25 protein-coding genes are annotated in these 26,952 nt (G+C 62.5%); 12 read left to right on the plus strand and 13 right to left on the minus strand.

The window, feature by feature from the left end; translation table 11 throughout:
* Positions 1-77 precede the first annotated feature (77 nt).
* Positions 78-566, plus strand: a complete 489-nt coding sequence (locus VH564_RS09590; RefSeq protein ID WP_423339599.1) for an NUDIX domain-containing protein — start codon at positions 78-80, stop codon at positions 564-566.
* 9 nt (positions 567-575) lie between these two features.
* Here VH564_RS09590 and VH564_RS09595 read toward each other — a convergent pair whose 3' ends face one another.
* A complete protein-coding gene (locus tag VH564_RS09595) occupies positions 576-1,553 on the minus strand; it encodes a glutathione S-transferase family protein (RefSeq protein ID WP_423339600.1) in 978 nt (325 codons plus the stop codon).
* 265 nt (positions 1,554-1,818) lie between these two features.
* Between VH564_RS09595 and VH564_RS09600 the strand changes: the two genes are divergently transcribed.
* On the plus strand, positions 1,819-2,319 hold the full coding sequence (locus VH564_RS09600; protein WP_423339601.1) for a GNAT family N-acetyltransferase: 501 nt from the start codon (positions 1,819-1,821) through the stop codon (positions 2,317-2,319).
* 9 nt (positions 2,320-2,328) lie between these two features.
* Here VH564_RS09600 and VH564_RS09605 read toward each other — a convergent pair whose 3' ends face one another.
* The 5 genes from VH564_RS09605 to VH564_RS09625 are packed head-to-tail and all read right to left on the minus strand — an operon-like array spanning position 2,329 to position 9,599.
* On the minus strand, positions 2,329-2,757 hold the full coding sequence (locus VH564_RS09605) for a GNAT family N-acetyltransferase (RefSeq protein WP_423339980.1): 429 nt from the start codon (positions 2,755-2,757) through the stop codon (positions 2,329-2,331).
* Between the two features lie 9 nt (positions 2,758-2,766).
* Positions 2,767-4,836, minus strand: coding sequence for a hypothetical protein (locus VH564_RS09610; RefSeq protein ID WP_423339602.1), 2,070 nt, complete (start codon positions 4,834-4,836; stop codon positions 2,767-2,769).
* Position 4,837: 1 nt separating this feature from the next.
* Complete coding sequence (locus VH564_RS09615; RefSeq protein ID WP_423339603.1) at positions 4,838-7,654, minus strand: DUF4159 domain-containing protein; 2,817 nt, start codon at positions 7,652-7,654, stop codon at positions 4,838-4,840.
* On the minus strand, positions 7,651-8,571 hold the full coding sequence (locus tag VH564_RS09620) for a DUF58 domain-containing protein (RefSeq protein ID WP_423339604.1): 921 nt from the start codon (positions 8,569-8,571) through the stop codon (positions 7,651-7,653). The genes VH564_RS09615 and VH564_RS09620 overlap by 4 nt, the downstream gene beginning before the upstream one ends.
* A 14-nt stretch (positions 8,572-8,585) precedes the next feature.
* A complete protein-coding gene (locus VH564_RS09625) occupies positions 8,586-9,599 on the minus strand; it encodes an AAA family ATPase (RefSeq protein WP_423339605.1) in 1,014 nt (337 codons plus the stop codon).
* Between the two features lie 160 nt (positions 9,600-9,759).
* Between VH564_RS09625 and VH564_RS09630 the strand changes: the two genes are divergently transcribed.
* From VH564_RS09630 to VH564_RS09640, 3 genes are read left to right on the plus strand one after another with little or no spacing between them, the layout of a single operon-like run.
* A complete protein-coding gene (locus VH564_RS09630; protein WP_423339606.1) occupies positions 9,760-10,386 on the plus strand; it encodes a DUF1285 domain-containing protein in 627 nt (208 codons plus the stop codon).
* Positions 10,379-11,014, plus strand: coding sequence for a CoA pyrophosphatase (locus tag VH564_RS09635; RefSeq protein ID WP_423339607.1), 636 nt, complete (start codon positions 10,379-10,381; stop codon positions 11,012-11,014). Before VH564_RS09630 ends, VH564_RS09635 begins: the two co-directional genes overlap by 8 nt.
* On the plus strand, positions 11,011-12,264 hold the full coding sequence (locus tag VH564_RS09640; RefSeq protein WP_423339608.1) for a CCA tRNA nucleotidyltransferase: 1,254 nt from the start codon (positions 11,011-11,013) through the stop codon (positions 12,262-12,264). Before VH564_RS09635 ends, VH564_RS09640 begins: the two co-directional genes overlap by 4 nt.
* A gap of 28 nt (positions 12,265-12,292) precedes the next feature.
* On the opposite strand, the gene VH564_RS09645 is transcribed toward VH564_RS09640, so the two are convergent.
* The 3 genes from VH564_RS09645 to hemF form a co-directional block, all read right to left on the minus strand.
* Positions 12,293-12,478: a DUF1059 domain-containing protein gene (locus VH564_RS09645; protein WP_423339609.1), complete on the minus strand. Its 186-nt coding sequence runs from the start codon at positions 12,476-12,478 to the stop codon at positions 12,293-12,295.
* Between the two features lie 123 nt (positions 12,479-12,601).
* Positions 12,602-12,886 (minus strand): hypothetical protein, encoded by a 285-nt coding sequence (locus VH564_RS09650; RefSeq protein WP_423339610.1) that lies wholly within the window; start codon positions 12,884-12,886, stop codon positions 12,602-12,604.
* A gap of 84 nt (positions 12,887-12,970) precedes the next feature.
* The gene (gene hemF / locus VH564_RS09655; protein WP_423339611.1) at positions 12,971-13,879 is read right to left on the minus strand and encodes an oxygen-dependent coproporphyrinogen oxidase; all 909 of its coding nucleotides are present in this window, start codon (positions 13,877-13,879) and stop codon (positions 12,971-12,973) included.
* Between the two features lie 171 nt (positions 13,880-14,050).
* On the opposite strand from hemF, the gene VH564_RS09660 reads away from it, so the two are divergent.
* Entirely contained in the window at positions 14,051-14,311 is a 261-nt protein-coding gene (locus VH564_RS09660) for a hypothetical protein (protein ID WP_423339612.1), read from the plus strand.
* 51 nt (positions 14,312-14,362) lie between these two features.
* On the opposite strand, the gene VH564_RS09665 is transcribed toward VH564_RS09660, so the two are convergent.
* Together VH564_RS09665 and VH564_RS09670 are read right to left on the minus strand one after the other, a co-directional pair.
* Positions 14,363-16,009, minus strand: a complete 1,647-nt coding sequence (locus VH564_RS09665) for a Na/Pi cotransporter family protein (RefSeq protein ID WP_423339981.1) — start codon at positions 16,007-16,009, stop codon at positions 14,363-14,365.
* Between the two features lie 200 nt (positions 16,010-16,209).
* Entirely contained in the window at positions 16,210-16,671 is a 462-nt protein-coding gene (locus VH564_RS09670) for a tRNA (cytidine(34)-2'-O)-methyltransferase (protein WP_423339613.1), read from the minus strand.
* A 378-nt stretch (positions 16,672-17,049) separates the two neighbouring features.
* Here VH564_RS09670 and VH564_RS09675 point away from each other — a divergent pair, with 378 nt between their 5' ends.
* Complete coding sequence (locus VH564_RS09675; RefSeq protein ID WP_423339614.1) at positions 17,050-18,903, plus strand: ABC transporter ATP-binding protein; 1,854 nt, start codon at positions 17,050-17,052, stop codon at positions 18,901-18,903.
* Between the two features lie 26 nt (positions 18,904-18,929).
* Here VH564_RS09675 and VH564_RS09680 read toward each other — a convergent pair whose 3' ends face one another.
* The gene (locus VH564_RS09680) at positions 18,930-19,913 is read right to left on the minus strand and encodes an acyltransferase (protein WP_423339615.1); all 984 of its coding nucleotides are present in this window, start codon (positions 19,911-19,913) and stop codon (positions 18,930-18,932) included.
* Between the two features lie 313 nt (positions 19,914-20,226).
* Here VH564_RS09680 and VH564_RS09685 point away from each other — a divergent pair, with 313 nt between their 5' ends.
* On the plus strand, positions 20,227-22,089 hold the full coding sequence (locus tag VH564_RS09685) for an ABC transporter ATP-binding protein (protein ID WP_423339616.1): 1,863 nt from the start codon (positions 20,227-20,229) through the stop codon (positions 22,087-22,089).
* 6 nt (positions 22,090-22,095) lie between these two features.
* On the opposite strand, the gene VH564_RS09690 is transcribed toward VH564_RS09685, so the two are convergent.
* Complete coding sequence (locus tag VH564_RS09690; protein ID WP_423339617.1) at positions 22,096-23,028, minus strand: endonuclease/exonuclease/phosphatase family protein; 933 nt, start codon at positions 23,026-23,028, stop codon at positions 22,096-22,098.
* Positions 23,029-23,405: 377 nt separating this feature from the next.
* Here VH564_RS09690 and petA point away from each other — a divergent pair, with 377 nt between their 5' ends.
* From petA to VH564_RS09710, 4 genes are all read left to right on the plus strand, one after another.
* Complete coding sequence (petA, locus tag VH564_RS09695; RefSeq protein WP_423339618.1) at positions 23,406-23,984, plus strand: ubiquinol-cytochrome c reductase iron-sulfur subunit; 579 nt, start codon at positions 23,406-23,408, stop codon at positions 23,982-23,984.
* Positions 23,985-23,999: 15 nt separating this feature from the next.
* The gene (locus tag VH564_RS09700) at positions 24,000-25,280 is read left to right on the plus strand and encodes a cytochrome b (protein ID WP_423339619.1); all 1,281 of its coding nucleotides are present in this window, start codon (positions 24,000-24,002) and stop codon (positions 25,278-25,280) included.
* Positions 25,281-25,303: 23 nt separating this feature from the next.
* A complete protein-coding gene (locus VH564_RS09705) occupies positions 25,304-26,164 on the plus strand; it encodes a cytochrome c1 (RefSeq protein ID WP_423339620.1) in 861 nt (286 codons plus the stop codon).
* Between the two features lie 241 nt (positions 26,165-26,405).
* Entirely contained in the window at positions 26,406-26,948 is a 543-nt protein-coding gene (locus VH564_RS09710) for an adenine phosphoribosyltransferase (protein ID WP_423339982.1), read from the plus strand.
* Positions 26,949-26,952: the final 4 nt, after the last annotated feature.

Genomic DNA, 26,952 nt, shown 5'->3' on the forward strand with positions numbered 1-26,952 from the left:
TCAAATCAAATGCTTCCCCAGCCTTCGTGTCTGGAAGTTTGAACGTTCGGCAAGATCGGTCGCAAAGGAGAAGTGGCATGCAGGATGGCTCGTCGAGCGAAGTGCGCGGCTGGAAGGAGAAACTCGTGCTGCCGATCGCACATTTCTACTTCGCGCTGACGCGCGGCATGACGCTCGGGGTTCGCGCAGCCTGTTTCGATAGCGAGGGACGGATTTTCCTCGTCCGCCATTCCTACCTTCCCGGCTGGTATATGCCTGGCGGCGGCGTGGAGCGGCACGAGACGGTGGAAGAGGCGCTGGCCAAGGAACTGCGGGAGGAGGGAAACCTGGTCATCACCGACAGGCCAACCCTGCTCGGCGTCTACCTCAACCGGGCCGTCAGCCGCCGCGATCATGTCGCCTTCTACCGCGTGACGGTGGAACAGCGCGTGCCGCGTCAGCCCGACTGGGAGATCGCCGAGAGCGGCTTCTTCGCTCTCGACGCGCTGCCTGCCGCCACGACGCCGGCAACGCTGCGGCGTTTGCAGGAGATCAGCGGCGATGCACTACCGTCCGGCTTCTGGTAGGCGGACAGACTACATGCCGTCACGGCCATGTGGCCGTTCGAGATCGAGCGCCGGCCCCATCGGGACGATGCCAGTCGGGTTGATCGTCTTGTGGCTGGCGTAATAGTGGCGCTTGATATGCGCCATGTTGACGGTCTCCTTTACGCCTGGCACCTGGTATAGTTCACGCAAATAGGCCGACAGGTTCGGGTAATCCTCGATCCGGCGGATGTTGCACTTGAAGTGACCGACATAGACAGCGTCGAAGCGAACCAGGGTGGTGAACAGGCGCCAGTCGGCTTCGGTCAGTGTCGTGCCGACGAGGTAGCGACTTTCACCCAGGCGTTTCTCCAGGCTGTCCAGCGTCTCGAACAGCTTGCCGACATGCTCGTCATAGGCTTGCTGCGTCGTTGCGAAACCTGACTTGTAGACGCCGTTGTTGACGGTGTCGTAGACAAGCTCGTTGATGCGATCGATTTCGCCGCGCAGGGCCTCCGGATAGTAATCCGCCGTCGAGGCGGTGAGGCCGTCGAAGGCGCTGTTGAACATCCGGATGATTTCCGAGGATTCGTTGTTGACGATCGTTCCCGTTTTCGTATCCCAGAGCACCGGTACCGTGACGCGGCCGGAATAGTGCGGATCGGCCTTGGTGTAGATTTCCCACATGGCCTTGGCGCCGAACAGGTGATCGACGGTGCCGCCATCGCGGTTCTTGAATTCCCAGCCGTTTTCCAGCATCAGCGGATCGACGATCGAGACCGAGATGATCTCTTCCAGACCCTTCAGCTTGCGGAAGATCAGTGTCCTGTGCGCCCAGGGGCAAGCGAGGGCGACATAGAGGTGATAGCGGCCTGCCTCGGCCTTGAAACCGCCTATGCCGCTCGGGCCGGCGCTGCCATCGGCGGTCACCCAATTGCGAAACTGCGAAGCGGCGCGCATGAAATGGCCCTTCGTTTCCTTTGTGTCGTACCAGACGTCATGCCAGACGCCGTCAACCAGCATGCCCATGTCAGTGTCCTTTCGAATTGCTTTGTCTGATACATACGCTGCCCTGCGGAAATTTCGAGCGCGCAAAGATTGAACAGTCCGTTGCTTTCGGCAGCGCCGCATTTTGCATTGGACGGAGGAAATATTTCCTGCTATCGGCCTCGTCACAATTAAAGGACCTTGATCGATGAACGTGACCAGAGAGATGCGACGACGCTGATGGACCCGAACGCCACAACAGGCGTTTCCGAGACCCATCCCCCATGTCATCTGGTTTTTTACGTTCATGCACAAGCACGATCTGGTCTACCTCACCGAGGATGCGTCGCACGACGCCGTCGTCGAACTCATCAACGAAGAAGCATTCGGTCCGGGGCGGTTCGTCCGGGCGGCAGCGCGCATCCGCGAGCAGGGGCCGCATGACCGGTCGCTATCCTTCATCTGCGCCGACGATGGCGAGACCGTCGCCTCGGTCAGGATGACGGCGGTCATGGCCGGCGGCGTGCGCGGTCACCTCCTGGGCCCGCTGGCGGTGCGGCCGTCGCACAAAAGCCGGGGCATCGGCCGTGAACTCGTGCGCATCGCCGTCGAGGCGGCGCGGCGGAAGGGATCGGAGGCGGTCATTCTCGTCGGCGATCCGCCCTACTACGAACCGCTCGGCTTCGAGAAAGTCGCCTATAATGCGCTGGAGTTCCCCGGGCCGGTGGATCCGCGCCGGGTGCTGGTCGTGCCGATCGGCGATGATGTGCACGCGAGGCTCAAGGGTCCGATCGGCTGGACGGAATAGTCGCTGCGATCAGGCGGCCGGCGTCAGCCGCTTTTGCAGGAATGTCCTGTTGCGGCCGGGCAGAAAATCCGCAAGCTCGCCGAAGATAACATAACCCTGTCGCTGATAGGCCCGCAGCGCCTGCGGGTTGAACGTGTCGATCCAGGCGCTGTTGCAGCCGCGCGCGACAGCCTCGGTCTCAGCAAGTGACAGCAGCTTGCCCGCCAAGCCTTGACCGCGCAATCGCTCGGGGACGAAAAGCCACTGGATGTAGAGCCACCCCCAGGCGGTGGAGCCGAGGGTGCCGCCGACGACACTGCCGTCTTCGTCGCGGATCAGCACGGCGAGCGGCCGGCGACCCGGTGGCCCGACATCAGCCGTATTGAACCCGGTGAGGCCATTCATGATCACTGCCATGTCGGCATCGGCGGGGGCGTCGGTCAGGTCCAGCTGCGGTATGGTCATGGGTTAGCGTCCCTCGCGCCACCAGGTCGCCGCCAGCAGGAAGAGCAGGGCGGCAAGCCCGAGGAAGCCGGCAAATAAGGGCAGCGTGTTGATGCCGCGCAAGACTGTCTCGTCGGTTAGGTGGATGCTCATGCGCTGGTCGTCGGCAATTCTGACGGCGCCACGCACCGGCAGGATGGGCGGCACGACGATGCTGTTGCCGGCAGCGGCAACGCGGGTCACCAATCCCTTCGTCTGACTGGCAAGCGATTTCAGCGTGTCGGTGGTGGAGATCATCGCCTTGAACTCCGGCGCATCGACGGCGCCGACATGCACCAGTGTCGACAACTTGCCATTGGTGATCTCGAACAGCCCGATCTCGTCGGTGTGCTTTTCGGCACGGTAGAGGCCAGGCTCGCCCTGGGTCAGCTTGACGGTTTCGGATTTGCCGGAGGGATATTTGATCGTGGCGCTGCCCGGGTCGTCGCCGACCGTCTGGCGGGTGATCTGAAGGGTGCGGCCTGAGGCTGTTGCCGTCAGCGCTTCTTCCTCAAGCGCCGGTTCCTTCATCAGCCAGTGGGCGATGCGCCGATAGAGAGCAACGCTCGGTCCGCCGCCCTCAAAGCCGCGCGACCAGAGCCAGCCCTGGTCCGACAAAAGCATGGCAACCCGGCCTTCGCCGGCACGATTGAGCACCAGCAGCGGGTGATTGTCGGCGCCAACCATGACAGTCTGGCCCTCTGGCGGTTCCACGTCGACGGTGCGAAACCAGCGCCCCCAATGAGGCGGTTCCACATCTGCGCCGTCGAGGCCACGGGTGACGGGATGCTTGCGGCCTTCTTCCGACAGGCGGGGATAGAAGGGCTTGTCGATCATATTGCCGGTCGGCTCGGCCGGAAGCACGGATTGCAGCGGTGTCAGGGCAATCGAATCCTGGCTGGCATGCTCCGGTCCGGCAGCGATCAAGAGGGCGCCGCCGTTCTGGACGTATTGGGCGATGTAGTCGTAGTAGAGGATCGGCAGCACGCCGCGGTGCTGGTAGCGATCGAAGATGATCAGATCGAAATCCTTGATCTTGTCGACGAACAGTTCCCGCGTTGGAAAGGCGATCAGCGACAGCTCGTTGATCGGCGTCCCATCCTGCTTTTCCGGCGGACGCAGGATGGTGAAGTGCACCAGATCCACGGAAGCATCTGACTTCAGCAGATTGCGCCAGGCGCGCTCGCCGGCGTGGGGTTCACCGGAAACGAGCAGCACGCGCATGTTCTGCCGGATACCCTCGATCAGGTGAACGGTGCGATTGTTGACGAGGGTGATTTCTCCCGGCAGTTCGGCGACCGAGAATTCGAGCACGTTGTTGCCGGCGCGCGGCACCTTGAAGCTGAACGGCGTTTCCTGCCCGGGTGTCGCCTGCAGCGTGGCGATCTCGTTGCCATTGAGCTTGACGGTGACGGGCGCGATGCCGCCCGGGCTCGGACCGTCATCGACGACACGCAACGTTAGCTGCTGCTCCTCGTTGACGATACCGAAGCGCGGACCCCGCACCACCTCGATGCGCCGATCGAACTCATTGGCTCGCCCGGTGATCAATCCGTGGATCGGTGCGCTGAAGCCGAGAGACTGGGTGCTTGAGGGGATGTCGTGGATCTGGCCGTCGGTCAGGAAGATGGCGCCGCCGATGCGGGCCGGCGGGATGTCGCCGATTGCGGCGTGCAGCGCTGAAAACAGCCGTGTCGCCGGCGTGTCGGACTCGGCAGTATCCTTGGCGTCGATATAGCGCGGCTCTATCCTCGGAAAGGCGGCCAGCCGATCCTTCAACTGCGCCAGCGCCTCATCGGTCATTTTGATGCGCTCGGGCGTCAGCTGGCTTTGGCTGCGGTCGATGACGACGGGAACGATGGTCGACAGGCGGTCGCGATCCTCCTGCATCAGCAGCGGATTTGCGAGCGCTGCCAAGAGCGCGATGCCGGCAAGCGATCTCACAAGGGCGCCGCGCAGACCTCGCCAGATGGAAAAAACGGCAATGAGCGCCATGACGGCGGCCAGCGCCGCGATCACTGACCAGGGGAGGAAAGGTTGGAAATCCAGCGTCATGCTATTGCCCCAGCCGTTCCAGCAGGTCCGGAACGTGGACCTGGTCGGCCTTGTAGTTGCCGGTCAGCATATACATCATGATGTTGACGCCGCTTCGAAAGGCATATTCGCGCTGCATCTCGTCCTGTGGGACGGTCGGCAGCAGCGGCGCGCCGTTATCATCGACCGCCCAGGCGCCGGCAAAGTCGTTGCCGGTGATCATGATCGGCGTAACGCCGTCGGATGTTGCTGCCTGCTTCACACCGGTATCGGTACGATTGTCCGGATGGGACTCGATCCACAGCGGGCTGCCGGTGTAGCGGCCCGGAAAGTTCGAAAGCAGGTAGAAGGATTTCGTCAGCACGTGCTTGGGTGGGACCGGCTCAAGTGGTGGAATGTCGAGGTTGGCGAGGATTGCCTGCAGGCGCTCGCCGTTGGGGCCGGGGGCGGCGTTGTCACCAAACGAGCTCAGGGCATCGCGGGTATCGAACAACACCGTGCCGCCCGATCGCATATAGGCGTCGATGCGGTTCATCGTCGTGCTGCTCGGCATCGGTGCCGTGGCGCTGATCGGCCAGTAGAGCAGCGGGAACAGCGATAGTTCGTCCTTGGCCGGGTCGACGCCGACGGGCGGTCCCGGCTCCAGCGTCGTACGGTAGGTGAGGAAATCGGTGAGGCCGGCTAAGCCGCGCTCGGAGAGCTGGTCGACCTCGTTCTCGCCGGTGACGATATAGGCGAGATGGGTCTTGTCGAGGCGTGACTCGATGATGTCGTCGCCGGGCTTCGCATCGTCGGCGCGCATCTCGACCGGATGGAAAAAGGCAGCGGCAGCCAGGGCTACCGCGAGCATCGCAGCCGTTCCCGTCGTCGCGCGCCTGGGACGACGGAACTTGGAAAAGGCGCCGTTCATGATGAGCACGACCAGGCCGTCTGCGATCAGCAGAAACAGGGCGAGCGTGAACAGCACGGGCTTTGCCGACCAGGCCTCTCCGCCGATCAGCCCCTCGCGCCTGACAGTCGTTGAAGTGGAGATATCGAGCGGCTTGAGTTCGGCGTGGTCCGGGAGAACGTTCAAGGCGGTAAATCCTTCCTCCGAGCCGTAGAGGCCCGGCGGGTTGTCGAAGCCTGCGAGCGGCGGGCCCTTCTTGCCGGTCTCGAGCGGCCGAGCGCTACCGGTTTCCGCCGTCAGCGCGCCTTTGGCTGTTAGCAGCCGATAGGGCGGCAGGGTTTCCTTTGTCGCCGCTTCGCCAGACGCAACGCCCCCCGAGCGAGACATCTGGACGATCCGGCGCAGCATCTCGACGAAGTCGCCTGAAATCGGCAGGTCGGACCACGAGGCCTCGGCACTGACGTGGAACAGCACGATGCGGCCGGCTTGGACGCTCTTTTCTGTGACGAGGGGCGTGCCGTCGGCAAGGCTTGCCCAGGTTCGCTCGGCCAGATCAGGCGTAGGTTCGGCCAGCACCTGGCGTTTTACCAGGACATTCTCCGGCCTCGCCATTCCGGCAAAGGGTCCGGAATTCGGAAAGTCGGCCAGCGGTTGCGGTTCGGCCCAGGACATGGCCCCACCGAGCGCCCGTTCGCCCTGGCGCAGGATCACCGGCACCAATGGATCTTCGGCGGGAGCGGCGGCCAGACGCGGACCGGCAAAGCGGATCAGCGTGCCGCCATTGGCGATCCAGCGCTGCATCGGCGCATAGCTGTCGGCCGGAAGGCGTCCGATGTCGGCCATGATGATGACGGACGGATTGCCTGCAAGCAGCTGGGTGATGGATTTCGCGAGATCGTCGGCCTCCGGTTTGATGAGGTCGGCATAGGGCTGCAGGGCCTTCTGGATGTAGTAGAGTGGCGACAGCAGCGGCTGGAATTCATCCGCCGCCTGGCCGGAGAGCAGCGCGACACGGCGGCGCTTGAATCCGTCGTCGAGGAGGTGCACCGAGCCGGCAGTGCTGTGGCCATCGATGCTGACACGAGCGAAGTCGTTGCGCATTTCAAAGGGCGCGGCGATGGTGCCCGAGGCAACGGTCTGGCCGGCTCCAAAGGCAAGCGTGCCGGCGGCAATCGGGCGGCCCTGCGCATCCTGGGCGCTGAGGGTCATTTTGCCCGAGCTTGAGCCATTCAATCGGCTGGCCGTAACGGTCATGACGTCGGCGCTGTTGGACGCGCTCGTCAGGGCTACTGCCTGGCTGCCGTCGCCCTCGATGAGCCTGAGGTCGCCCGGCGCCAGCGCCGACAACTGCTGGATCGTGTCGTCCTTGTCTCCGCTCGCGATGCCGTCGGAGAGAAAGGCGAGCGTTCCGGGTGCGGTACCGTTGAGCGCTGACTTAACCGACAGCAGGGCGCGGCCGCGATCCGGGACCAGGGGAACGGGTGCCGCCGCATGCAGCTTGTCGCGCGCCGCAGCAGCGGTGCCGGGAACAGCGTCGTTGGTCTGGTTGGCGGTGAAGGCGATGACGACGGGCGTCTCGCTGGCCTCGGCATCACCGATCAGCGCGTCGGCGGTCTGCACGCGGCGATCCCAGTCGGGGGTGCTCGCCCAGCCATTGTCGATCAACAGCACGAGCGGGCCGTTGCCGGAGAGCGTGTTGGTGCGCGGATTGAAAACCGGATCAGCGATGGCAAGGATCACGCAGGCCGCCATCAGCATGCGCAACAGCGTCAGCCACCACGGACTGTTCGCGGGCGTTTCCTCTCGTTTCAGAACCTGCGCCAGGATTTTCAGCGGCGGGAAGACTTCGGCCTGCGGGCGTGGCGGTGTCATCCGCAACAGCCACCAAATCACCGGCAGGGCCACCAGCGCAGCCAGCATCTCCGGATAGGCGAAGGCCAGCGCGCTCAAAGCTGGCCACCATGGGTCGCCTTGGTCGGCATGCCCGAGAGATGGGTGTGGACAGCAACCAGGGCTTCTGAGGCGAGATGATCGGTGCGGTGGGTGACGAAGGCCCAGCCGAGCTGGCGGAGCGATTCACCAAGACTGTGACGACGCGCCAGGTAGGCACGCTGGTAATCCTCGCGGATGGTTTCGGCACGACCGGCCACCAGCCGTTCGCCGGTTTCCGGATCGGTGAACTCGGTGCGGCCGGTGTAGGGGAAGGTCTCCTCGGCAGGGTCGGCGATCTCGACCACATGGCCACGCAGGCCGCGGCGGGCAAGCGGACCAAGACGGGCCATGATGCTGTCGCTGTCGTCGAGAAAATCACCGATCAGCACGACATCGCTCCAGCCACGGATCATCGCCGTCTGCGGCAGGCCGCCGGTGAGAGGGGTGTGCATCAGCGCCGTTGCCAGCCGTTCTGCGGCGTTGCGGGCGGAGATCGGCTCCATGATGCCGGGGCAGCCGATGCGCTCGCCGGAGCGGGCGAGGATTTCCGCCAGCGCCAGCATGATGACCAGTGCGCGGCTTTCCTTCGAGACATGGCCGAAGGTGGACTTGTACATCATCGACGGCGACATGTCGGCCCAGAGCCAGATGGTGTGGGCGGCTTCCCATTCGTGGTCGCGGATATAGGTATGGTCGTCGCGGGCCGAGCGGCGCCAGTCGATGCGCGCCAGGCTTTCGCCATCGCTATAGGGGCGAAACTGCCAGAAGTTTTCGCCGATGCCGCGCTTGCGGCGGCCGTGCCAGCCGGCGATTACGGTGTTGGCGATGCGCTGGGCCTCGACGAGGCAGTCGGGCACGAGGGCTGCGCGCTGCCGGGCTCGGGATAGGGCATCGCTGCCGGATGTCGGATTGACGATCTGTCCGATGGATGCCACGCGGTGCGCTCTCCCTAGGTCCTGGCCTGCTTGACCAGGTCCGAAATGACATCGCGCACCGACATGCCTTCGGCACGGGCGACGAATGTCAGCGCCATGCGGTGCTGCAGGATCGGCTCGGCCAGCGCGTGGACATCGTCCAGCGACGGGGCGAGGCGGCCCTGATAGAGGGCGCGGGCGCGGGTGCAGAGCATCATGGCCTGGCCGGCGCGCGGTCCCGGACCCCAGGCGACGTGCTTGTCGGTGGTGGCGTTGCCTTGGCCGGGACGGGCCGAGCGCACCAGCGAGAGGATGGCGTCGACGACGCTGTCGCTGATCGGCATCTGGCGGATGAGTTTCTGGATTTCCGACAGGCGGCCGGCGTCGATGGCGGCGCTGGCCTTGGCCTCCGACATGCCGGTGGTGTCGAGCAGGATGCGGCGTTCGTCAGCCAGTTCCGGATAGCCGACATCGACCTGCAACAGGAAGCGGTCGAGCTGTGCTTCCGGCAGCGGATAGGTGCCTTCCTGCTCCAGCGGGTTCTGGGTGGCAAGCACATGGAAGGGGGCCGGCAGGTCGTAGCGCTGGCCGGCGATGGTGACATGGTATTCCTGCATGGCCTGCAGCAGCGCGGATTGCGTGCGCGGCGAGGCGCGGTTGATTTCGTCGGCCATCAGCAGCTGCGCGAAGATCGGGCCTTTCACGAAGCGGAAGGACCGGCGGCCGGTCTCGTCCTGGTCCATGACCTCGGAGCCCAGAATGTCTGAAGGCATCAGGTCCGGGGTGAACTGTACGCGGCTGGCGCCGAGGCCGAGCACGTCGCCGAGCGTCGTCACCAGCTTGGTCTTGGCAAGCCCGGGAACGCCGACCAGCAGCGCATGGCCGCCGGCCAGAACCGCCAGCAGCGTCTTTTCGACCACGCTTTCCTGACCGAAGATGACCTTCGAAACCTGCTCGCGGATAGCTGCGATATCTGCCAGCGCACGCTCCGCAGATGCTATCATGGCCTTGTCGTCGAGGCTTGCCTCTGTCGAATTGATCATGCCCATGTGCATCTCCGGCGGCTAGAAGGCGGGTGTGTCGATTCGCAGTTCATACAGATTGGCCTCATACTCAAGCGAATTTATCCCCCATGACAATGCTGACAAGTGCGTTCGGAGTGACTATCTCGTGAGACTGCGATCAGTAGAGACCAACCGGGACGGAACAATGGCAGCCGAGGAAATCAGCGCAACGACGGACGCGGCAGGGCTTGCCGCGCTGATTGCGCGCGCCGCCGGCGATGCCGGAGAGCATGCCAAGGGCCCGCCGCCCGTGGAGAAATGGAACCCGCCTTTCTGCGGCGATCTCGACATGGAGATCCGCAGCGACGGCACCTGGTTCTACATGGGAACCCCGATCGGCCGGGCACCGCTGGTCCGGCTGTTTTCGACGGTGCTGCGCAAGGACGAGGATGGCAGGACCTACCTCGTGACGCCGGTGGAAAAGGTCGGCATCCGCGTCGCCGATGCGCCTTTCGTTGCGGTCGAGATAACTGTCAGTCATGGCGGTGAGGGCCCGCTGCTCACCTTCCGCACCAATGTCGGCGATGTCGTCGAGGCGGGGCCGGATCATCCGCTGCGCTTCGTCGTTCATGGGGAGCATAAGCAGTTGAAGCCCTACCTGCATGTTCGTGGCAGGCTCGAGGCGCTGCTGTCGCGCCCGGTGATGTACGATCTCGTCGGACTGGGAGAGACGCTCGACATTAACGGCGTCGCGATGTTTTGCGTGCGCTCCGGCGGCGCGACCTTTCCGGTCATGCCGGCAGCCGAACTGAGTGCGCTTGCGGATGCGTGAATTTCCGCTGTACTCGGCGGACGAATTCCGCCGCCGCGCCCTTAACCAAACCGGCAACCCCGCCGAACTTGCCTGGCGCGAGCATGGCGATCACCTGCTCAATCCGGAGCGGATCACCGATGTCGAGGGCATGGCGCTGCGCGATGCCGCCGTGCTGGTGCCTGTGATCGACGAGGGCGAGGATGCGCGGGTGATCTTCACCCTGCGGACGACGACGCTGCGCAAGCATTCCGGCCAGATCGCCTTTCCCGGCGGTGCCATCGACCCGGAGGATGCCTCTCCGGAGGCCGCCGCCATCCGTGAGGCGCAGGAGGAAATCGGGCTTGCCAACCTGTTCGTCGAACCGGTGGCGCGGCTGCCGCATTATCTGGCGGCGACCGGCTTTCGCATCACCCCCGTTCTGGCGGTGGTCAAGCCGGGCTTCGAGCTGACGTTGAGCCCGACCGAGGTCGAAGATGCCTTCGAGGTGCCGCTGTCGTTTCTGATGGACCCGGCCAACCACATGCGCGACAGCATGATGTGGAAGGGCGGGGAGCGACATTTCTACCGCATGCCCTATGGTCCAAGGATGATCTGGGGCATTACCGCCGGCATTGTCCGGACATTGTATGAGAGGCTTTACGCATGACGACGGTGGCCGGCGAGATTTGGTTCAAGGATGCAGCGCTCGGGCGGGTGCTTGCGCTGCTGAATGCCGATGGCGGCGAGGGGCGCGTGGTCGGCGGTGCAGTGCGAAACAGCCTGATGGGGCTTGATGTCTCAGATATCGACCTTGCCACCACGCTTCTGCCGGAAGACGTCGTGGCCCGCGCCAAGGCCGCCGGCATCAAGGCGGTGCCGACAGGCATCGCCCATGGCACGGTGACGCTTGTCATCGATGGCAAGCCATTCGAGGTGACGACGTTGCGCCGCGATGTCGAGACCGACGGTCGCCATGCGGAGGTCGCCTTCAGCACCGACTGGCAAGCGGACGCCGAGCGCCGCGACCTGACGATCAACGCGCTCTATGCCGACAAGGACGGTGAGGTCATCGACCTCGTCGGCGGGCTCGCCGACATCGAGACGCGCACCATCCGCTTCATCGGCGAGGCGGCGACGCGCATTGCCGAGGATCATCTGCGTATCCTCCGGTTCTTCCGCTTCTTTGCCTATTACGGCACCGGGCGCCCGGATGCTGCCGGCCTGCGGGCCTGCGCGGCGGCGCGCGCGACCTTGTCGTCGCTGTCTGCCGAACGGATCTGGTCGGAAACCAAGAAGCTGCTGGCGGCACCCGATCCGGGGAGGGCGCTGCTGTGGATGCGCCAGATCAGCGTGCTCAACGACATCCTGCCGGAAACGGAGAAATGGGGCATCGACGCCATTCCTGCCCTGGTGGCGACGGAACAGGCGCTTGGCTGGTCGCCGGACCCGCTTTTGCGGCTGGCCTCGATCATCCCGCCCGATGGGGAGCGCCTGGCGAAGCTCTCGGCCCGGCTCCGGTTGTCCAAGGCCGAGGCGGGAAGGCTTGCTGCATGGGCGGCAGCGCCCGCGGTCGATGACGAGATTTCCGAGGCCGGCCTTCAGAGGTTGCTTTATCGCCATGGACCGGAGGGTATCGGAACGCGCCTGAAGCTGGCACTGGCGATTGCGCGGGGCAAGGCCGAGGGGGATTTTGCGGAGATGGCGCGCACGGCGCGGATCGGCAAGCTGCTGGATCGCAGCAAGACGTGGAAGAAGCCCGCATTCCCGATCAGCGGGGTGGATGCGATGAACGCCGGCGTCGCGGCCGGCCCGCGCCTGGGCGAAGTCCTCGGTGCTCTCGAGCAGCAGTGGGTCGATGCGAATTTCAACCTTGACCGGGCGACGCTACTCGCCCGGTTGCGTGATATGGCGTCCTGACCAGGGCGTCATGATAAGGGCTTGATGATCAGGCTGCCTCAGCGTCGTCGTGGATGCGCTGCTTGATGTGGTCGACCATCGTTTCACGGATCATGGTCTCACCGTGGGCCGTCTTCATGTGATCGACAGCGCGGAGAACCACTTCCGCATCGTCGTCAGCCCGTGTGTGCCAGGCGCAGCCTGGAACGAGCGTTCCGCATTCAAAAAGTCTCATGATATCCTCCTTCCGGAGCGGTGGACGAAAACCACAGCTCCTTCGCGTTCCCGGACGCGCATACTCGTTTCACAGATGACCGACGCTCCTCCGTCGGTCTCCGGGAAATGTCGGTCTTTCCAGTCAGTCGGGCATGGCCCAGGCTTGGAAAAGATCGGATGTCTGCTGGATCGGACGATTGGCCGAGGCTCGCCTGGTGATGCGATCCTGGGGGATCGGGAAAACATCGTTCGCCCGGCGTCCTTTCAGCTGCATCTTGACCTGCTCGATGAAGCAGGACAAAGGCAGGTCCGATCCGCTCTTGATCCGCTGGTCTTCTGCTAGGCGCCTGATGAACTCAGGCGTGTCCATCGCACTGGCCGTGGTGGGGCCGGTCGTGGTCGTGGCTGCACTGCTCATTGTAGACATGACAATCCTCCTCTGACTGAATCATGCTCAAGTTAAAGTAGTAGCAACGCGTCACTCTTAAAGTGGACCGTACGACTTTTTTACTCAGGGCCAACGAACCACGGGTGGCAAGGACGACAGGATAGATTCCACATTGCCGCCCGTCTTGAGGCCGAAGATGGTGCCGCGGTCGTACAAGAGATTGAACTCGACGTAGCGTCCCCGGCGAATCAATTGTTCGTCGCGATCCTGCTCTGTCCACAACTTGTTGAAATTGGACCGCACGATCCGCGGATAGACCATCGAAAAAGCCCGTCCCACATCCCGCGTGAAGGCGAAGTCGGCCTCCCAACCGCCGTCCTCAGCGCTCGAATGCAGCCAATCATAGAAGATGCCACCGATGCCACGTGATTCGTTTCGGTGTTTCAGAAAGAAATAGTCGTCGCACCAAGCCTTGTAGCGCGGGTAATCGGCAACCGCGTGACGGTCACAGGCGATCTGCAGGGCTCTGTGAAACAGCTGGCTGTCGGGATCGTCCTGTGTTCGTCTGCTATCAAGAACCGGGGTCAGGTCGGCGCCGCCACCGAACCATCGGCTGGTGGTGACAACCATGCGGGTGTTCATGTGGACCGCAGGCACGTTCGGATTGACCGGGTGGGCGATCAACGAAATTCCGGAGGCCCAGAAACGCGGATCTTCGTTGGCACCCGGGATCTGGTTGCGGAACTCGGGCGAGAATTCGCCGTGCACGGTCGAGGTGTGAACACCGACCTTCTCGAAGACCCGACCTTCCATCATCGACATGCGTCCGCCGCCGCCGTCTCCCTCCCGCTGCCAGTCCTTGGCCACGAAGCGGCCGGGCTGCTGGTCGGAGAGCGGGCCTGTCAATTCGTCTTCGAGCGCCTCGAACTGGGCGCAGATGGTATCGCGAAGGCTCTCGAACCAGCCACGCGCGGCGAGCTTCTTGTCCTCGATGTCGTCGGGCAGGCCAACGGGAAGCTGCGGTCTTTCCATGCTTGTCTCCGGCGCGGGATGCGCGAGGTCGCGATTCGCGTGACCTTCAAACTCGGCATTTGCATAGCAGCAATGGTTGGCAGCAACCAGCATCGGCCTCAAGGGCGAGGGGGAGAATCGACTCGCAAAATGATTCGCCTGGTATTATCTTGCCTGTAAAGGCGAGGTTTTATGATGAAATTTTCGGGTCCGCCGCCCCTCGAAGGGCTGAGACGCCAGATCCACCGGCACCGCCAGGGCAAGGCTTCGGACGGCAAGGGTGACTTCGTGCGCGAGACCTACTGCCTCAGCCGGCGCGACGCCCGCGAGAAGGCCCGCCAGTGGTTCGATGACTTCCCAAAGGCTGCCTACTGGACCGAGGTGGAGAGCTGGCGGCAGGTCGAGGGTGATCGCATCGAGTTCACCATGCGGCGTCTGCCCACCGCCGACTGAATTGCGTCTTCATGGGCCCGCTCATCGCAGCGGAAGGCACGTTTTTGAACGCTATTCCGCTGCCGTGCGCAGGCGGCTTTCGTTCAACAGGCCGCTTTCATCGAGGATCGGGTGGGCGACCGAGACAATATGGGCGTTGATCCGCTTGAGATCGCGCAACATGTCGAGGTGGAGGGAGCTCGTCTGCAGGCTGTCGGCGCGACCGTCGCGCAGGCGCGCGATGTGGCGATCGGACGACTGCTTCTCGAGCCGCCGGACGTCGACCTTCACCTCCATCATCTGGCAGGCGAGATTGAAGTCGCGGGTCACCAGGATGGTCTGCGCCACGCGCAGATTGTCGATGGTCATCGTGAACAGGCGCTTCAGTTCGGCGAAGCCGTCATCGGAGAAGGCCAGGCCCTTGCCGATCTTCTTGGCAACCTGCTCCGACAGTCCCTTCTCGATGATGTCGCCGATGTGCTCCAGATTGATGGCGTAGTCGATGATCACGATCGAGCGGCGGCTGGTGTCTTCGTCGAGGCCGTTCCGGCCAAGCCTGGACAGGTACACCTTCACCTCCTGCTGCAGGTAGTCGACGCGCTTTTCCAGCAGGGGGATTTCCTTGAGCGGTGCAAGATCGTTGGTGTTGAAGGCGGTTTCCGTGCGGATCAGCATGCGTTCGATGAGATCCCCGACCGCCAGGACCTCCCGGGTGGCGCTGGCGACGGCAACGACAGGGGTGCCGAGCGCGTGCTCATCGAGAAATTTCGGGCTCTCGTCCGTGCGCGGGTCGGCCGGAACCATCCGGAGCATCAGGCGGGACAGGACGGGCGAGAATGGCCATGCGACGGCGGCAAGCGCGATGTTGAAGAACAGATGCGCGTCGACCGGCAGCTTGGCGGGCGAGAAGCCGAGGCCTTGGAGAAACGCGCCGGCATAGCCGGCCAGCGGCATGGCGATGGCGCAGCCGACGGCACGAACGATCAGATTGCCCAGCGTCACGCGGCGGGCGCTGGCCAGGCCCGAAAGCGTTGCGACAACAGGCGGAATGGCACCGCCGAGGTTGGCGCCGAGCACCAGAACGACTGCAAGGGCGGGCGAAAGGACACCCGTCGAGGCAAGCGACAGGATCAGCACGACGACGGCGAGGCTGGATGACGAAATAAAGGCCATCGCCGCAGACAGGATGAGAGCGACGGGCCAGGCGCCATCCAGCAGGGTGATAAAGGCGGCCAGCGCCTGGGATTGCCGGATTGGCGCGGTTGCCAGGCTCAGGAGCTGCAGGGACAACAGCATCAGGCCGATGCCGATCAGGGCCGTGCCGGCTCCCTGCTGGCTGGTCGATGAGCGGCGATAAAGAACGATGCCGACAAGGATGATCAGCGGCGACAACCACTCGATGCCGGTTGCGACGATCCACGCGGTCACCGCCGTGCCGACATTGGCACCGAGCAACACGATCTGCGCCATGGCCGGCGCAATCAGGTCGCGCTCGACGAAGGAGGCCACCATCAGAGCGGTCGCGGTCGAGCTCTGCAATGCGACCGTTGCCACGAAACCGGACAGGAACGAGCGACCGCCGCTCCGCGTGCCGGTGGCAAGACCGGTTCGCAGGCGGGCACCGAAGGCGCGGGTAACGCCGTCCTTTACCTGTGCGAGACCGAATAGCAGCAGGGCTACGGCGCCGAACAGATTGATCATGACGATGGTGGATTCCATTTTTTCGTGGGTATTCCTTCTCATGCCGTTGGGGTTCCGGCGTTGGCCGGGGACTGAAAAGGCATGTATTTCAGTGCTGGAAATGTGTGGCAGACGGCGATATTTCACTCGTCGGCTAATGATTATATGATCAGTATGCCCTGGGATTCAACACCAGCCGCGACCTAATCACGAAGGTTTGCGCCACCGAACATGGCGCCTCAGCGCCACCGTACCTGCCGAAGCGCCTCGCCCGCGATCATCGCCGCAGACATGGCGACATTGATCGAGCGTTGGCCCTCGACCATCGGAATAAGGATGCGCGCGTCGGCGCTCTCGTGGACGGGATCGGGAACGCCGGCGCTTTCGCGACCGAACAGCAGGATGTCGTCGGGGCGGAATTCGAAATCGGTGTATCGCTCGGCGGCTTTTGTCGAGGCAAGCACGAGCCGGCGGTTTGCTCCGCGTCGCCAGGTGTCGAAATGCGTCCAGCTGATATGGCGGGTCAGGGCGACCGCGCCGAGATAATCCATGCCAGCCCGCTTCAGATTGCGGTCCGAGATGTCGAAGCCGGCCGGTTCGATGATATCGACGGCAAGATCGAGGCAGGCGGCAAGCCGCAGAATGGTGCCGGTGTTGCCGGCAATGTCGGGCTGGTAGAGGGCAATGTGCAGGGAGGTCATCAACACCAACTAGCCGATATGCTGCAAAATCATCAACCGGAAATCACAAGTCATCACCATCTGTGATGAATGCCATCGGAAGTTCTGAATGTTTGCGGCGAATTTCGGCTTTTGCAGCGGTTGTTTTTGCGATAAAAGACGCTGGCTCCAACACAAGAGAAAGGGAGGCGCAAATGGATCGAGTTTTTGACGTTCGTCTCCCGAGGCCGGCGCGCGCGAATTTTCCCGCCGCCTCCGTCAGGGTTTGGCGACTTCTCTCTTTGTAACCCACCGCGCGGCTGATACGGCCTCGTTCTTTCCTCGACCGCCCCCATATCATGCTGCGAACAGTTTTGACGCAGCAGCTAGCAAGCGGCGTCGACGTTTTTGGAGTATTTTATGTTTGGCTGGTTTGAACGGCGTCTAAATCCTTTTCCGAGCGAGGTCCCCAGCGTTCCGCCGAGCGGCCTCTTCGCTTTCTGCTGGCATTACACAAAGCCGGCGGCGCCCTGGCTTGCCGCCATGGGCGTGCTGACGGCGCTCATCGCCATTGGCGAGGTGACACTGTTCCGCTTCCTCGGCCAGATCGTCGACTGGCTGTCGCATGCCGACAAGGCAACCTTCCTGCAGACGGAAGGGATGACGCTGTTCTGGATGGGGGCGATGGTGATCGTCGGCCTGCCGGTCGCAGCCGTGCTCGACTCGATCATCATGCACCAGGTTCTCCTCGGCAATTATCCGATGATTGCCCGGTGGCAGATGCACCGGTTCCTGCTGCGTCACAGCATGACCTTCTTTGCCAACGAGTTTGCCGGGCGCGTCTCGACCAAGGTCATGCAGACCTCGCTCGCCGTGCGCGAGACGGTGATGAAGCTGCTCGACGTCTTCGTCTATGTGGTCACTTACATCATCACGATGATCATCATCGTCGGCTCGGCCGATTGGCGGCTGCTGATACCGCTGCTCGTCTGGCTGGCGATCTATATCGGCATTGTCAGCTACTTCGTACCGAAGCTGCGGAAGATCGCCGCCACCCAGGCTGATGCCCGCTCGAGCATGACCGGTCGCGTCGTCGACAGCTACACCAACATCGCCACCGTCAAGCTGTTCTCCCATGCCGGACGGGAAGAGTCCTATGCCAAGGCCGGGATGGATATGTTCCTGCAGACCGTCTACGGGCAGATGCGCTATGTCAGTCTGTTCCAGGCCTCGGTCTACATCAACAACTGCGTGGCGTTGTTCGTCATCTCGGCGATCTCCATCTGGTTCTGGCTGAATGGCGCCATCGAAGTCGGCGCCATCGCCATCGCCATCGGCCTTGCCATGCGCGTCAATGGCATGTCGCAGTGGATCATGTGGGAGGTCTCGGCGCTGTTCGAGAATATCGGCACGGTCTATGACGGCATGGAGATGATGACCAAGAAGCACGATATCGTCGACAAACCGGCGGCTCCGGTGCTGGTGGCCCAGAAGGGCGCCATCCGCTTCGATCACATCGGCTTCCATTATGGTAAGGCGAAGGGTGTCATTGAGGATCTGACGCTGGATATCCATGCCGGCGAGAAGATCGGGCTGGTCGGGCGTTCCGGTGCCGGCAAGACGACGTTGATGAACCTGCTGCTGCGCTTCTACGAACTGGAGACAGGCAAGATCACCATCGACGGACAGGACATCGCCGGCGTGACGCAGGAAAGCTTGCGGTCTTTGATCGGCGTGGTGACGCAAGACACGTCGCTGCTGCACCGCTCGATCCGTGACAACATCGCCTATGGTCGTCCCGAGGCGTCCGATGCCGAGATCATCGAGGCGACCAAGCGGGCCAATGCCTGGGAGTTCATCGAGAACCTCGTCGACATGAACGGTCGCAAGGGCCTCGATGCGCAGGTCGGCGAGCGTGGCGTCAAGCTTTCCGGTGGCCAGCGGCAGCGGGTGGCGATCGCCCGTGTATTCCTCAAGGATGCGCCGATCCTCATCCTCGACGAGGCGACTTCGGCGCTCGATTCCGAAGTCGAGGCGGCGATCCAGGAGAACCTGTTCGCGCTGATGCAGGGCAAGACGGTGATCGCCATCGCTCACCGTCTATCGACGCTGACCGAAATGGACCGCGTCGTGGTGCTCGACAAGGGCAGGCTGATCGAGACCGGCAGCCATGCCGATCTGATCACCCGCGGCGGCATCTATGCCGATCTGTGGAACCGCCAGTCCGGCGGCTTCCTGGCCGATCACTCGGCCGATGCCGACGCAACGGCATAAATGCCGTGAACTCAGGCGGCGCGTGGTCAACTGACGACGCGCCGCAGGGCCGGTATCCGCATCAGCACGAGGCTTAGCAGGGTCGAAAGCGCAAAGCAGAGGATTGCCAGAACGGCGACCTGTCCGAGCGTGTCCTTGCCGATGATCGGCGCCAGCATCCACAGAAACAGGACGTGGCCTGCATAGACACTGAGGCTTAGTCGTCCGAACCAGGCGGCGCGGTCGAGTATCTTCGAGCCCGGCCACTGTCGTACCCCCAGGAAACAGGTGATGCCGACGAGGTAGGTGGCGATGGTGAAATCATGGCTGACGAATAAGGGTGCTGCCGACAGGCGATAGATCAGCCATTCCTCCAGACCAAGAAGGAGGTAGGAAAGCAGGATTGCCGGAATCGCCCAGCGGCCAAGCGACCAGTTCCGCAGTCTCGTCAGAACGCCTAGATAAACGAAGAGTGGCGAGATAAGCAGCCCGCCGCGTTGGGCCGAGCCCGGCATGCCCAGCACCTCGTGATAGCTGCCGAGGCATAGACCCAGCACCGCAAGCAGGAGGCAGACAGCGCCAGTCGCCCGCATGCCTGCAAGACCGATGCAGCCTGAAACCAGCACCAGAGCGGCGCAGAGTGCCGGCAGGAACCATAGGTGAAATGCGGCGCCGCCGGAGATCAGGTCGCCCGGGCGGAACGACCATTGCCGCACCGGGACGAAGTGCAGGAAGATAAAATAGACAAGCATCCAGAACAGGTAGATCGGCACCAGGCGTTGAACCGGCTTCAGGATGGCCGCAGCGTTGACCTGTGACGCCTGCCTCAGGAAGTAGCCGCTGGTGATGAAGAAGAACGGGACCGAGACACGGCAGAGGATTGAGATCAGCGGGACCCATGTCGGATAGTCATCCTTGCCGACCGGCAGGCTGTGCAGAAGCACGACGACGAATGCCAGTCCGTAGCGCATGACGTCGATCGCCGTGTTGCGCGCGGGCGTAACAGGGGAAATCTTCGTTGCTTCGTTCATTGGCAAGCGTCCTTCGAGCGCACCCGATTCGGCTGCCTTTTGAGGTAGCAGACTGCACGGCAAATTTGGCGAGACAAGAAGCCTGCAGGCGTCTCGGTTAATTCTTTCTGTCGGCTGGCGCTTGCGACTTCCCCTTCATCCAGGAAAAGGACTCCGCACGGCGGTCTGCATGATGCCTTCGCCCGGACATTGACGACCCGGATTTATCGTCCGCTTTGTCGTCAAGCTCTTGCGAGGAAAACGCGCCAAACGAATTCACCGATCTCGATCTTCCGTTCTTTGCCAACGCGGCAAAACTGCCTATATCGCTGCAATGTTGATCCGCACCGTCGTCCATCTCTTCGAAACCTGGCTCGATCCATTCCACCGCAAGGGCGATCTGCGCCCGCCACGGTCGCTTTATGCATTTATCTGGCATTATGTGCGGCAGGCCAAAGGGCCGTTTCTGGCCATGGCGGCGCTTGGCGGCGGGGTGGCGATGCTGGAGGCGGCGCTGTTCTGGTTTGTCGGCCACCTAGTCGACATTCTCGACAAGGTGCCGCCGGGCTCCGGCTGGCACGGGTTGCTGGCAGAGCATGGGGGCGCGTTGCTCGGCATGGTGTTCGTTGTGCTGGTGGTCCGCTTCGTCGTCGTCAGCCTCGGCGCGCTGGTCGAGGAGCAGGTGGTGGTTCCCGGTTTCCTCAACCTGGTCCGCTGGCAAGCCTATGTGCATGTGTCACGGCAGTCGGTCAGTTTCTTCCAGAATGACTTTTCGGGTCGGATCGTCACGAAAGTCTGGTCGGCGGGGCAATCGACGGGCGATCTTGTCGTGTCTCTGCTGCAGGTGGTCTGGTTCATCATCATCTATGCGGTTTCGACAGTGGCGCTCGTCGGCGGGCTCGACTGGCGGCTGGCGCTGGTCATCGCCATCTGGATCGCGGTGTTTTCGCTGCTGGCGCGCTTCTTCGTGCCGCGCATCCGCCGCCATGCCCGCAACGCCGCCGAGGCCTCTTCGATGCTCAACGGGCGCATGGTCGACGCCTATGCGAACATCCAGACCCTCAAACTGTTCGGCCGGGAGGATCAGAACGACGTCTATATCCGCGATGGGTTCAATCGCTTTCAGGCGGCCGTCATGCCGTTCACGCGGCTTCTGACCGGCGTCCGTTCGTCGCTGGCGCTGTTGTCTGGGTTGATGATCACGGCGATTGCTGCCCTTGCCATCCAGCTTTGGCTCGCCGGCGAGATCAGCACCGGTGGTGTGGCCTTCACGTTGAGCATGGTGTTGCGGCTGAACATGTTGTTCGGTCGCATGATGGCGCAGTTCAATTCGATCATGCGCAATCTCGGCACCATCCAGAATGCTGCCGAGATGATCTCTCAGCCGATCGGGCTTGTGGACCGCCCGGATGCGAAGGCATTGACAGTCTCCCGCACGGACATCCGCTTCGAGAATGTCGGTTTTCACTACGGACGCGGCAGTGGCGTGCTTGAGAATTTCTCGCTGACGATCCACGCCGGCGAGAAGGTCGGCATCGTCGGGAGATCCGGCGCCGGCAAGACCACGCTGGTCAATCTGCTGCTGCGATTTCATGATGTCGAAAGCGGGCGCATTCTGATCGATAACCAGGACATCGCCGCTGTCACGCAGGAATCGTTGCGCGCCGCCATCGGCATGGTGACCCAGGACACGGCGCTCTTGAACCGGTCCATTCGGGACAACATTCTGTTCGGCCGGCCGGAGGCCAGCGCCGAGATGCTGCTGCGAGCCTCGCGGCAGGCCGAAGCCGACGCCTTCATAGCCACGCTTGAGGACCAAAACGGCCGGAAGGGCTTCTCCGCCCACGTCGGAGAGCGCGGCGTCAAGCTTTCCGGCGGGCAGCGCCAGCGCATCTCGATCGCGCGGGTGATGCTGAAGGACGCGCCGATCCTGGTTCTCGACGAAGCCACGTCGGCGCTGGATTCGGAGGTGGAAGCGGCCTTGCAGTCCAATCTGCTGACCATGATGGAGGGCAAGACCGTGCTGGCGATCGCCCATCGGCTGTCGACCATCGCGGCGCTCGACCGGCTTGTCGTCATCGACAAGGGGAGGATCGTCGAGGACGGAACCCACGCCGAGTTGCTTTCGCGAAACGGCCTTTACGCCGAACTCTGGAGCCGGCAATCCGGCGGCTTCATCGCCGCCGACGCGGATTAGAGCGATTTATGGGGCGATCGTGAAGTCGGTTATCAGGCCATAGTGATTAGAGCCCATCGCATCCGCGATCCGCTGCACGGACTTCAGTCGCAGCGGTGGCCGTGCGAAGACGTGGTCGATGGCGATGCCGAAGCCGGCTGCTTCTACCGGCCATGTGGCGGGTTCCGGAAAGACGTGCTGCAGCCCATCACGGCTAAGGAAGGCCTGCATATCGGGCTCGCAGACGGAAGCGTTGAAGTCGCCGGCCAGCAAAACCGGCTCCCTGGTCACCTTCAGGATATCGGACAGGGCGTGCAGTTCGTCGTCGTGAAAGTCATCGAAATATGGCTTCGTCAGATGGGCCGAGGCAAAGGCGATGTTGTGCCCGTCCATGTCGATCGTTGCCATGATGAAACGGTTTTTCCATAGTCCGCTGAGGCTCTGGACCGATTGCGAGACGAATGGTCTCTTGGAGAGCAAAAGGCTGTCGCACTCTTCCATCATCACGCCACAGCCGATGCGATAGGGGTAGATCGCGGTCAGCCGCTGCATCTGCGACAGCACCGGCGGCGCCTCGAAGATTTCCACGACGTCTGCCTTGGAGTTGGCGATCAGGTCACCGATCCTCTGCGAATTGTCGAAGTTGTCGCCGTCCACGTTGAAGGAAAGCAGGCGATAGGACGGCACGGCTGTTTGAGGTGCCGCGTCGACCGCATGCGCCCTGAGCATCAAGACGGAATGTCCGGTGATGCCAATGGCTACGCACAGCATCAGCATGGCATACCAATGGCGGCGCAAAAGCAGGGCAAGGGCAGCCGCAAAGATGCAGGCGATGCCGAAATGCGTCTGCAGGCTTTCAAAGAATGCGAGGATCCACATATGGGTGACGTAGCGGCTTGCCAGCACGCCGAGTAGACAGGTGGTGAGGACGCAGATGACGCAATACAGTGTGTCTCTCATGCTATGGGAAGCCTCTCCACGCGCAGTGCCTCACGAGCGCCTAGCATGTCGCGGTTGTTGGTGCAATGCAGCGAAAATATCGCCGTTGATCTCGCAGTGCAACGCGCGGATATGCTTGGCTAAACCCCGGACAATTCATGGAGTTATCATGTTTTATCGGCTTTCGGCGGCTTTGATCTCCGGCCGGGGTGCGAAAGCGTAGTTTTATCCGCGACATTGTGCCCACCTCCATTGCCAAGACTGGACATAACCGGCGATCAAGCTTAGAAACCGGCTGGGGGCGGAGAAAATCTATGGCAGAATTGTGTCATGGCGATTCGCCGGAGTGAGGGATTGCCGCGGCAATATCCGCGGTTCTGCGTGAGAGGAGGGGCCGCGTGAGCGAGCACGACACGAAGACCGATACCTTGGGCGAGCCGACGCGCCGCGATTTTCTTTACTTAGCAGCCGGAATGGCTGGTGCGGTCGGTGCGGTTTCCGCAGTGTGGCCTTTCATCGACCAGATGCGCCCGGATCAATCGACATTGGCGCTGGCGTCGATCGAAGTCGATATTTCCAGTCTTGAGCCCGGCATGTCGCTGACGGCGAAATGGCGCGGCAAGCCGATTTTCATCCGCAATCGGACGGAAAAGGAAATCGCCGAGGCCAATGCCGCCAAGCTCGACGAGCTCAAGGACCCGGTCGCGCGCAATGCCAATCTTCCCCTTGATGCGGCTGCGACCGACGTCGCCCGTTCGGCCGGCAAGGGCAAGGAAAACTGGATCGTGATGATCGGCTCGTGCACCCATCTCGGTTGCGTTCCGCTCGGGACGTCGGGTGAATATGGCGGCTGGTTCTGTCCTTGCCATGGGTCGGTCTATGACACCGCCGGTCGTATCCGGAAGGGTCCCGCACCCATGAACCTCGCCATTCCGACGTTCGCATTTACATCCGACAAAGTGATCAAGATCGGTTGAGGGGGATACTGAATCATGAGTGGTCAATCAACCTACGAGCCATCCACGGGCCTTGAGAAGTGGATCGACTCGCGGCTGCCTTTGCCGCGTCTCGTCTATGACAGCTTTGTCGCCTATCCGGTGCCGCGCAATCTCAACTACGCCTATACCTTCGGCGCCATGCTGTCGGTCATGCTGGTGCTGCAGATCCTCACGGGCGTCGTGCTGGCCATGCACTATGCCGCCGAAACGACGGTTGCCTTCAACTCGGTCGAAAAGATCATGCGCGACGTCAACCATGGCTGGCTGCTGCGCTACATGCATGCCAACGGCGCATCGTTCTTTTTCATCGCCGTCTATCTGCACATTGCTCGCGGTCTCTACTACGGGTCCTACAAGGCGCCGCGCGAAATCCTCTGGATACTCGGCGTCATCATCTTTCTGCTGATGATGGCAGCGGGCTTCATGGGCTACGTGCTGCCCTGGGGACAGATGTCCTTTTGGGGCGCGACCGTCATCACCGGCTTCTTCTCGGCCTTGCCCTTCGTCGGCGAGTGGGTCCAGCAATTCCTGCTCGGCGGCTTTGCCGTCGACAATCCGACGCTGAACCGCTTCTTCTCGCTGCATTACCTGCTGCCCTTCATGATCGCCGGCGTGGTGGTTCTTCACATCTGGGCGCTGCATGTGGCCGGCCAGACCAATCCTACCGGCGTCGAGATCAAGACCAAGACCGACACGGTGCGCTTCACGCCCTATGCGACGATGAAGGATGCGGTCGGCGTCTCCGTCTTCCTGCTGGTCTATGCCTATTTCGTCTTCTACCTTCCGAACTATCTCGGCCATGCGGACAACTATATCCCGGCCGATCCGTTGAAGACCCCGGCTCACATCGTGCCGGAATGGTACTTCCTACCCTTCTACGCCATGCTGCGGTCGATCACCTTCAACATCGGACCGATCGATTCGAAGCTCGCCGGCGTTCTCACCATGTTCGGCGCCATCGTCGTGCTATTCTTCGTCCCGTGGCTCGACACGTCCAAGGTGCGCTCGGCGGTCTATCGCCCGTGGTACCGGATTTTCTTCTGGCTCTTCGTCGCCAATGCGATCCTGCTCGGATGGCTCGGGTCGCAGCCGGCAGAAGGCAAGTTCGTTACCATCTCGCAGTTCTCCACCCTCTACTACTACGCCTTCTTCCTCATCATCATGCCGATCCTCGGCCGCATCGAGACGCCGCTGCGAATACCGAACTCGATTACCGAGGCGGTGCTTGAGAAGAAGAACCGCAAGGCCGCGCCAGCGGTCGTGATCGGGGCATGAGGATGACTATGGGGGGAATGACGATGAACACGTTCGCTGCCGGCTTTCTGGCGCTGGCAATTCTGGGCGGAACTGGCACGGCGCTTCGCGCCGAAGACACAAAGCCGGCGGCCGAGCCCGAGACACACGCCTATCCGTTGAAGGAGCCGCGCGAGCAGAGTTGGACTTTCGCCGGTCCGTTTGGCCACTACGACAAGGCCCAATTGCAGCGCGGGCTAAAGGTCTACACCGAGGTCTGTTCCGCCTGTCACTCGATGAGCCTCGTGCCGTTCCGCATGCTCGGTGATCTCGGCTATTCCGATGCGCAGATCAAAACCTTTGCTGCGCGCTATGAAACGCAGGACGGTCCGAACGCCCAGGGCGAGATGTATACCCGCAAGGCGCTGCCTTCGGATCATTTCCCGTCGCCTTTCCCCAACCACGAGGCTGCTGCCGCCGCTAACAACGGGGCTGCACCTCCGGACTTCTCGCTGATCGCCAAGGCGCGCGAAGTCGAGCGCGGCTTTCCGCGCTTCGTCTTCGACATCTTCACGCAATATCAGGAGAGCGGGCCGGACTATATCTACTCGCTGCTGACCGGCTACGAGGACGCGCCGGCTGGCTTCCAGGTGCCGCCTGGAGGCCACTACAATCCCTATTTCCATGCGGCGGCGGTCTTGGCTATGCCGAAACCGCTATCGGACGGGCAGGTGACCTATGACGACGGCGCGCCGCAGACGGTCGACCAGTATTCCCACGACATCGCATCCTTCCTGATGTGGGCGGCCGAACCGCATCTGGAGCAGCGCAAGCAAACCGGCTTCATGGTGATGGTGTTCCTGCTGATCTTCACGGTGCTGATCTTCCTGGTGAAGCGCTCGGTCTATTCCAAGTTGGAGCATTGAGCGCGACATAGGCAAAGCGGGCGGCCTTCGGGCCGCCCCCCTGCCGACGCGGCACTGGGCATCGCCATGGCCAGATCCGGAGCGACGGCAGGCATCCGATCGTCGTGCGAGTGTGGTCATCGCGGTCGGTTTGAAAGGGATGGTCGCGATTGCAAATGGGTGGCGCTTTCGGCTGGACATTGAAGCCGATGCCGCCTTATTGGTGGCTTCCTCATAGAACAGCAGCAGGGCCATGCCGCCAATGTCATCCAGCGACAACGAACTCATCCAGTCGATCCGTTCCATCCCGGACTATCCGAAGCCGGGCATCATCTTCCGCGACATCACCACTCTGCTTGGCAATCCGCGCGCCTTTCGCCGTGCGGTCGATCAACTGGTGCAGATCTATGCCGGGACGAAGATCGACAAGGTCGCCGGCATGGAAGCGCGCGGGTTCATTCTCGGCGGCGCCGTCGCCCACCAGCTATCGGCCGGCTTCATTCCTATCCGCAAGAAGGGCAAGCTGCCGCATGAAACGGTGAGCATTGCCTATAGCCTGGAATACGGTCTCGACGAGATGGAGATGCACCGCGATGCCGTTGTGCCCGGTGAAAAGGTCATCCTGGTCGACGACCTGATCGCCACCGGCGGCACGGCGGTCGGTGCGACGCAGCTGCTGCGGCAGATGGGTGCCGAAGTGGTGGCCGCCTGTTTCGTCATCGACCTGCCCGATCTCGGGGGCCGTAAGAAGCTCGAGGCACTTGATGTGCCTGTTCACACGCTGGTGGAATTTTCAGGCCACTGAGGAG

Origin of the sequence: Rhizobium sp. HT1-10 (assembly GCF_049472505.1) — a bacterium.
In the GTDB taxonomy this organism is placed as follows: Bacteria; Pseudomonadota; Alphaproteobacteria; order Rhizobiales; family Rhizobiaceae; genus Rhizobium.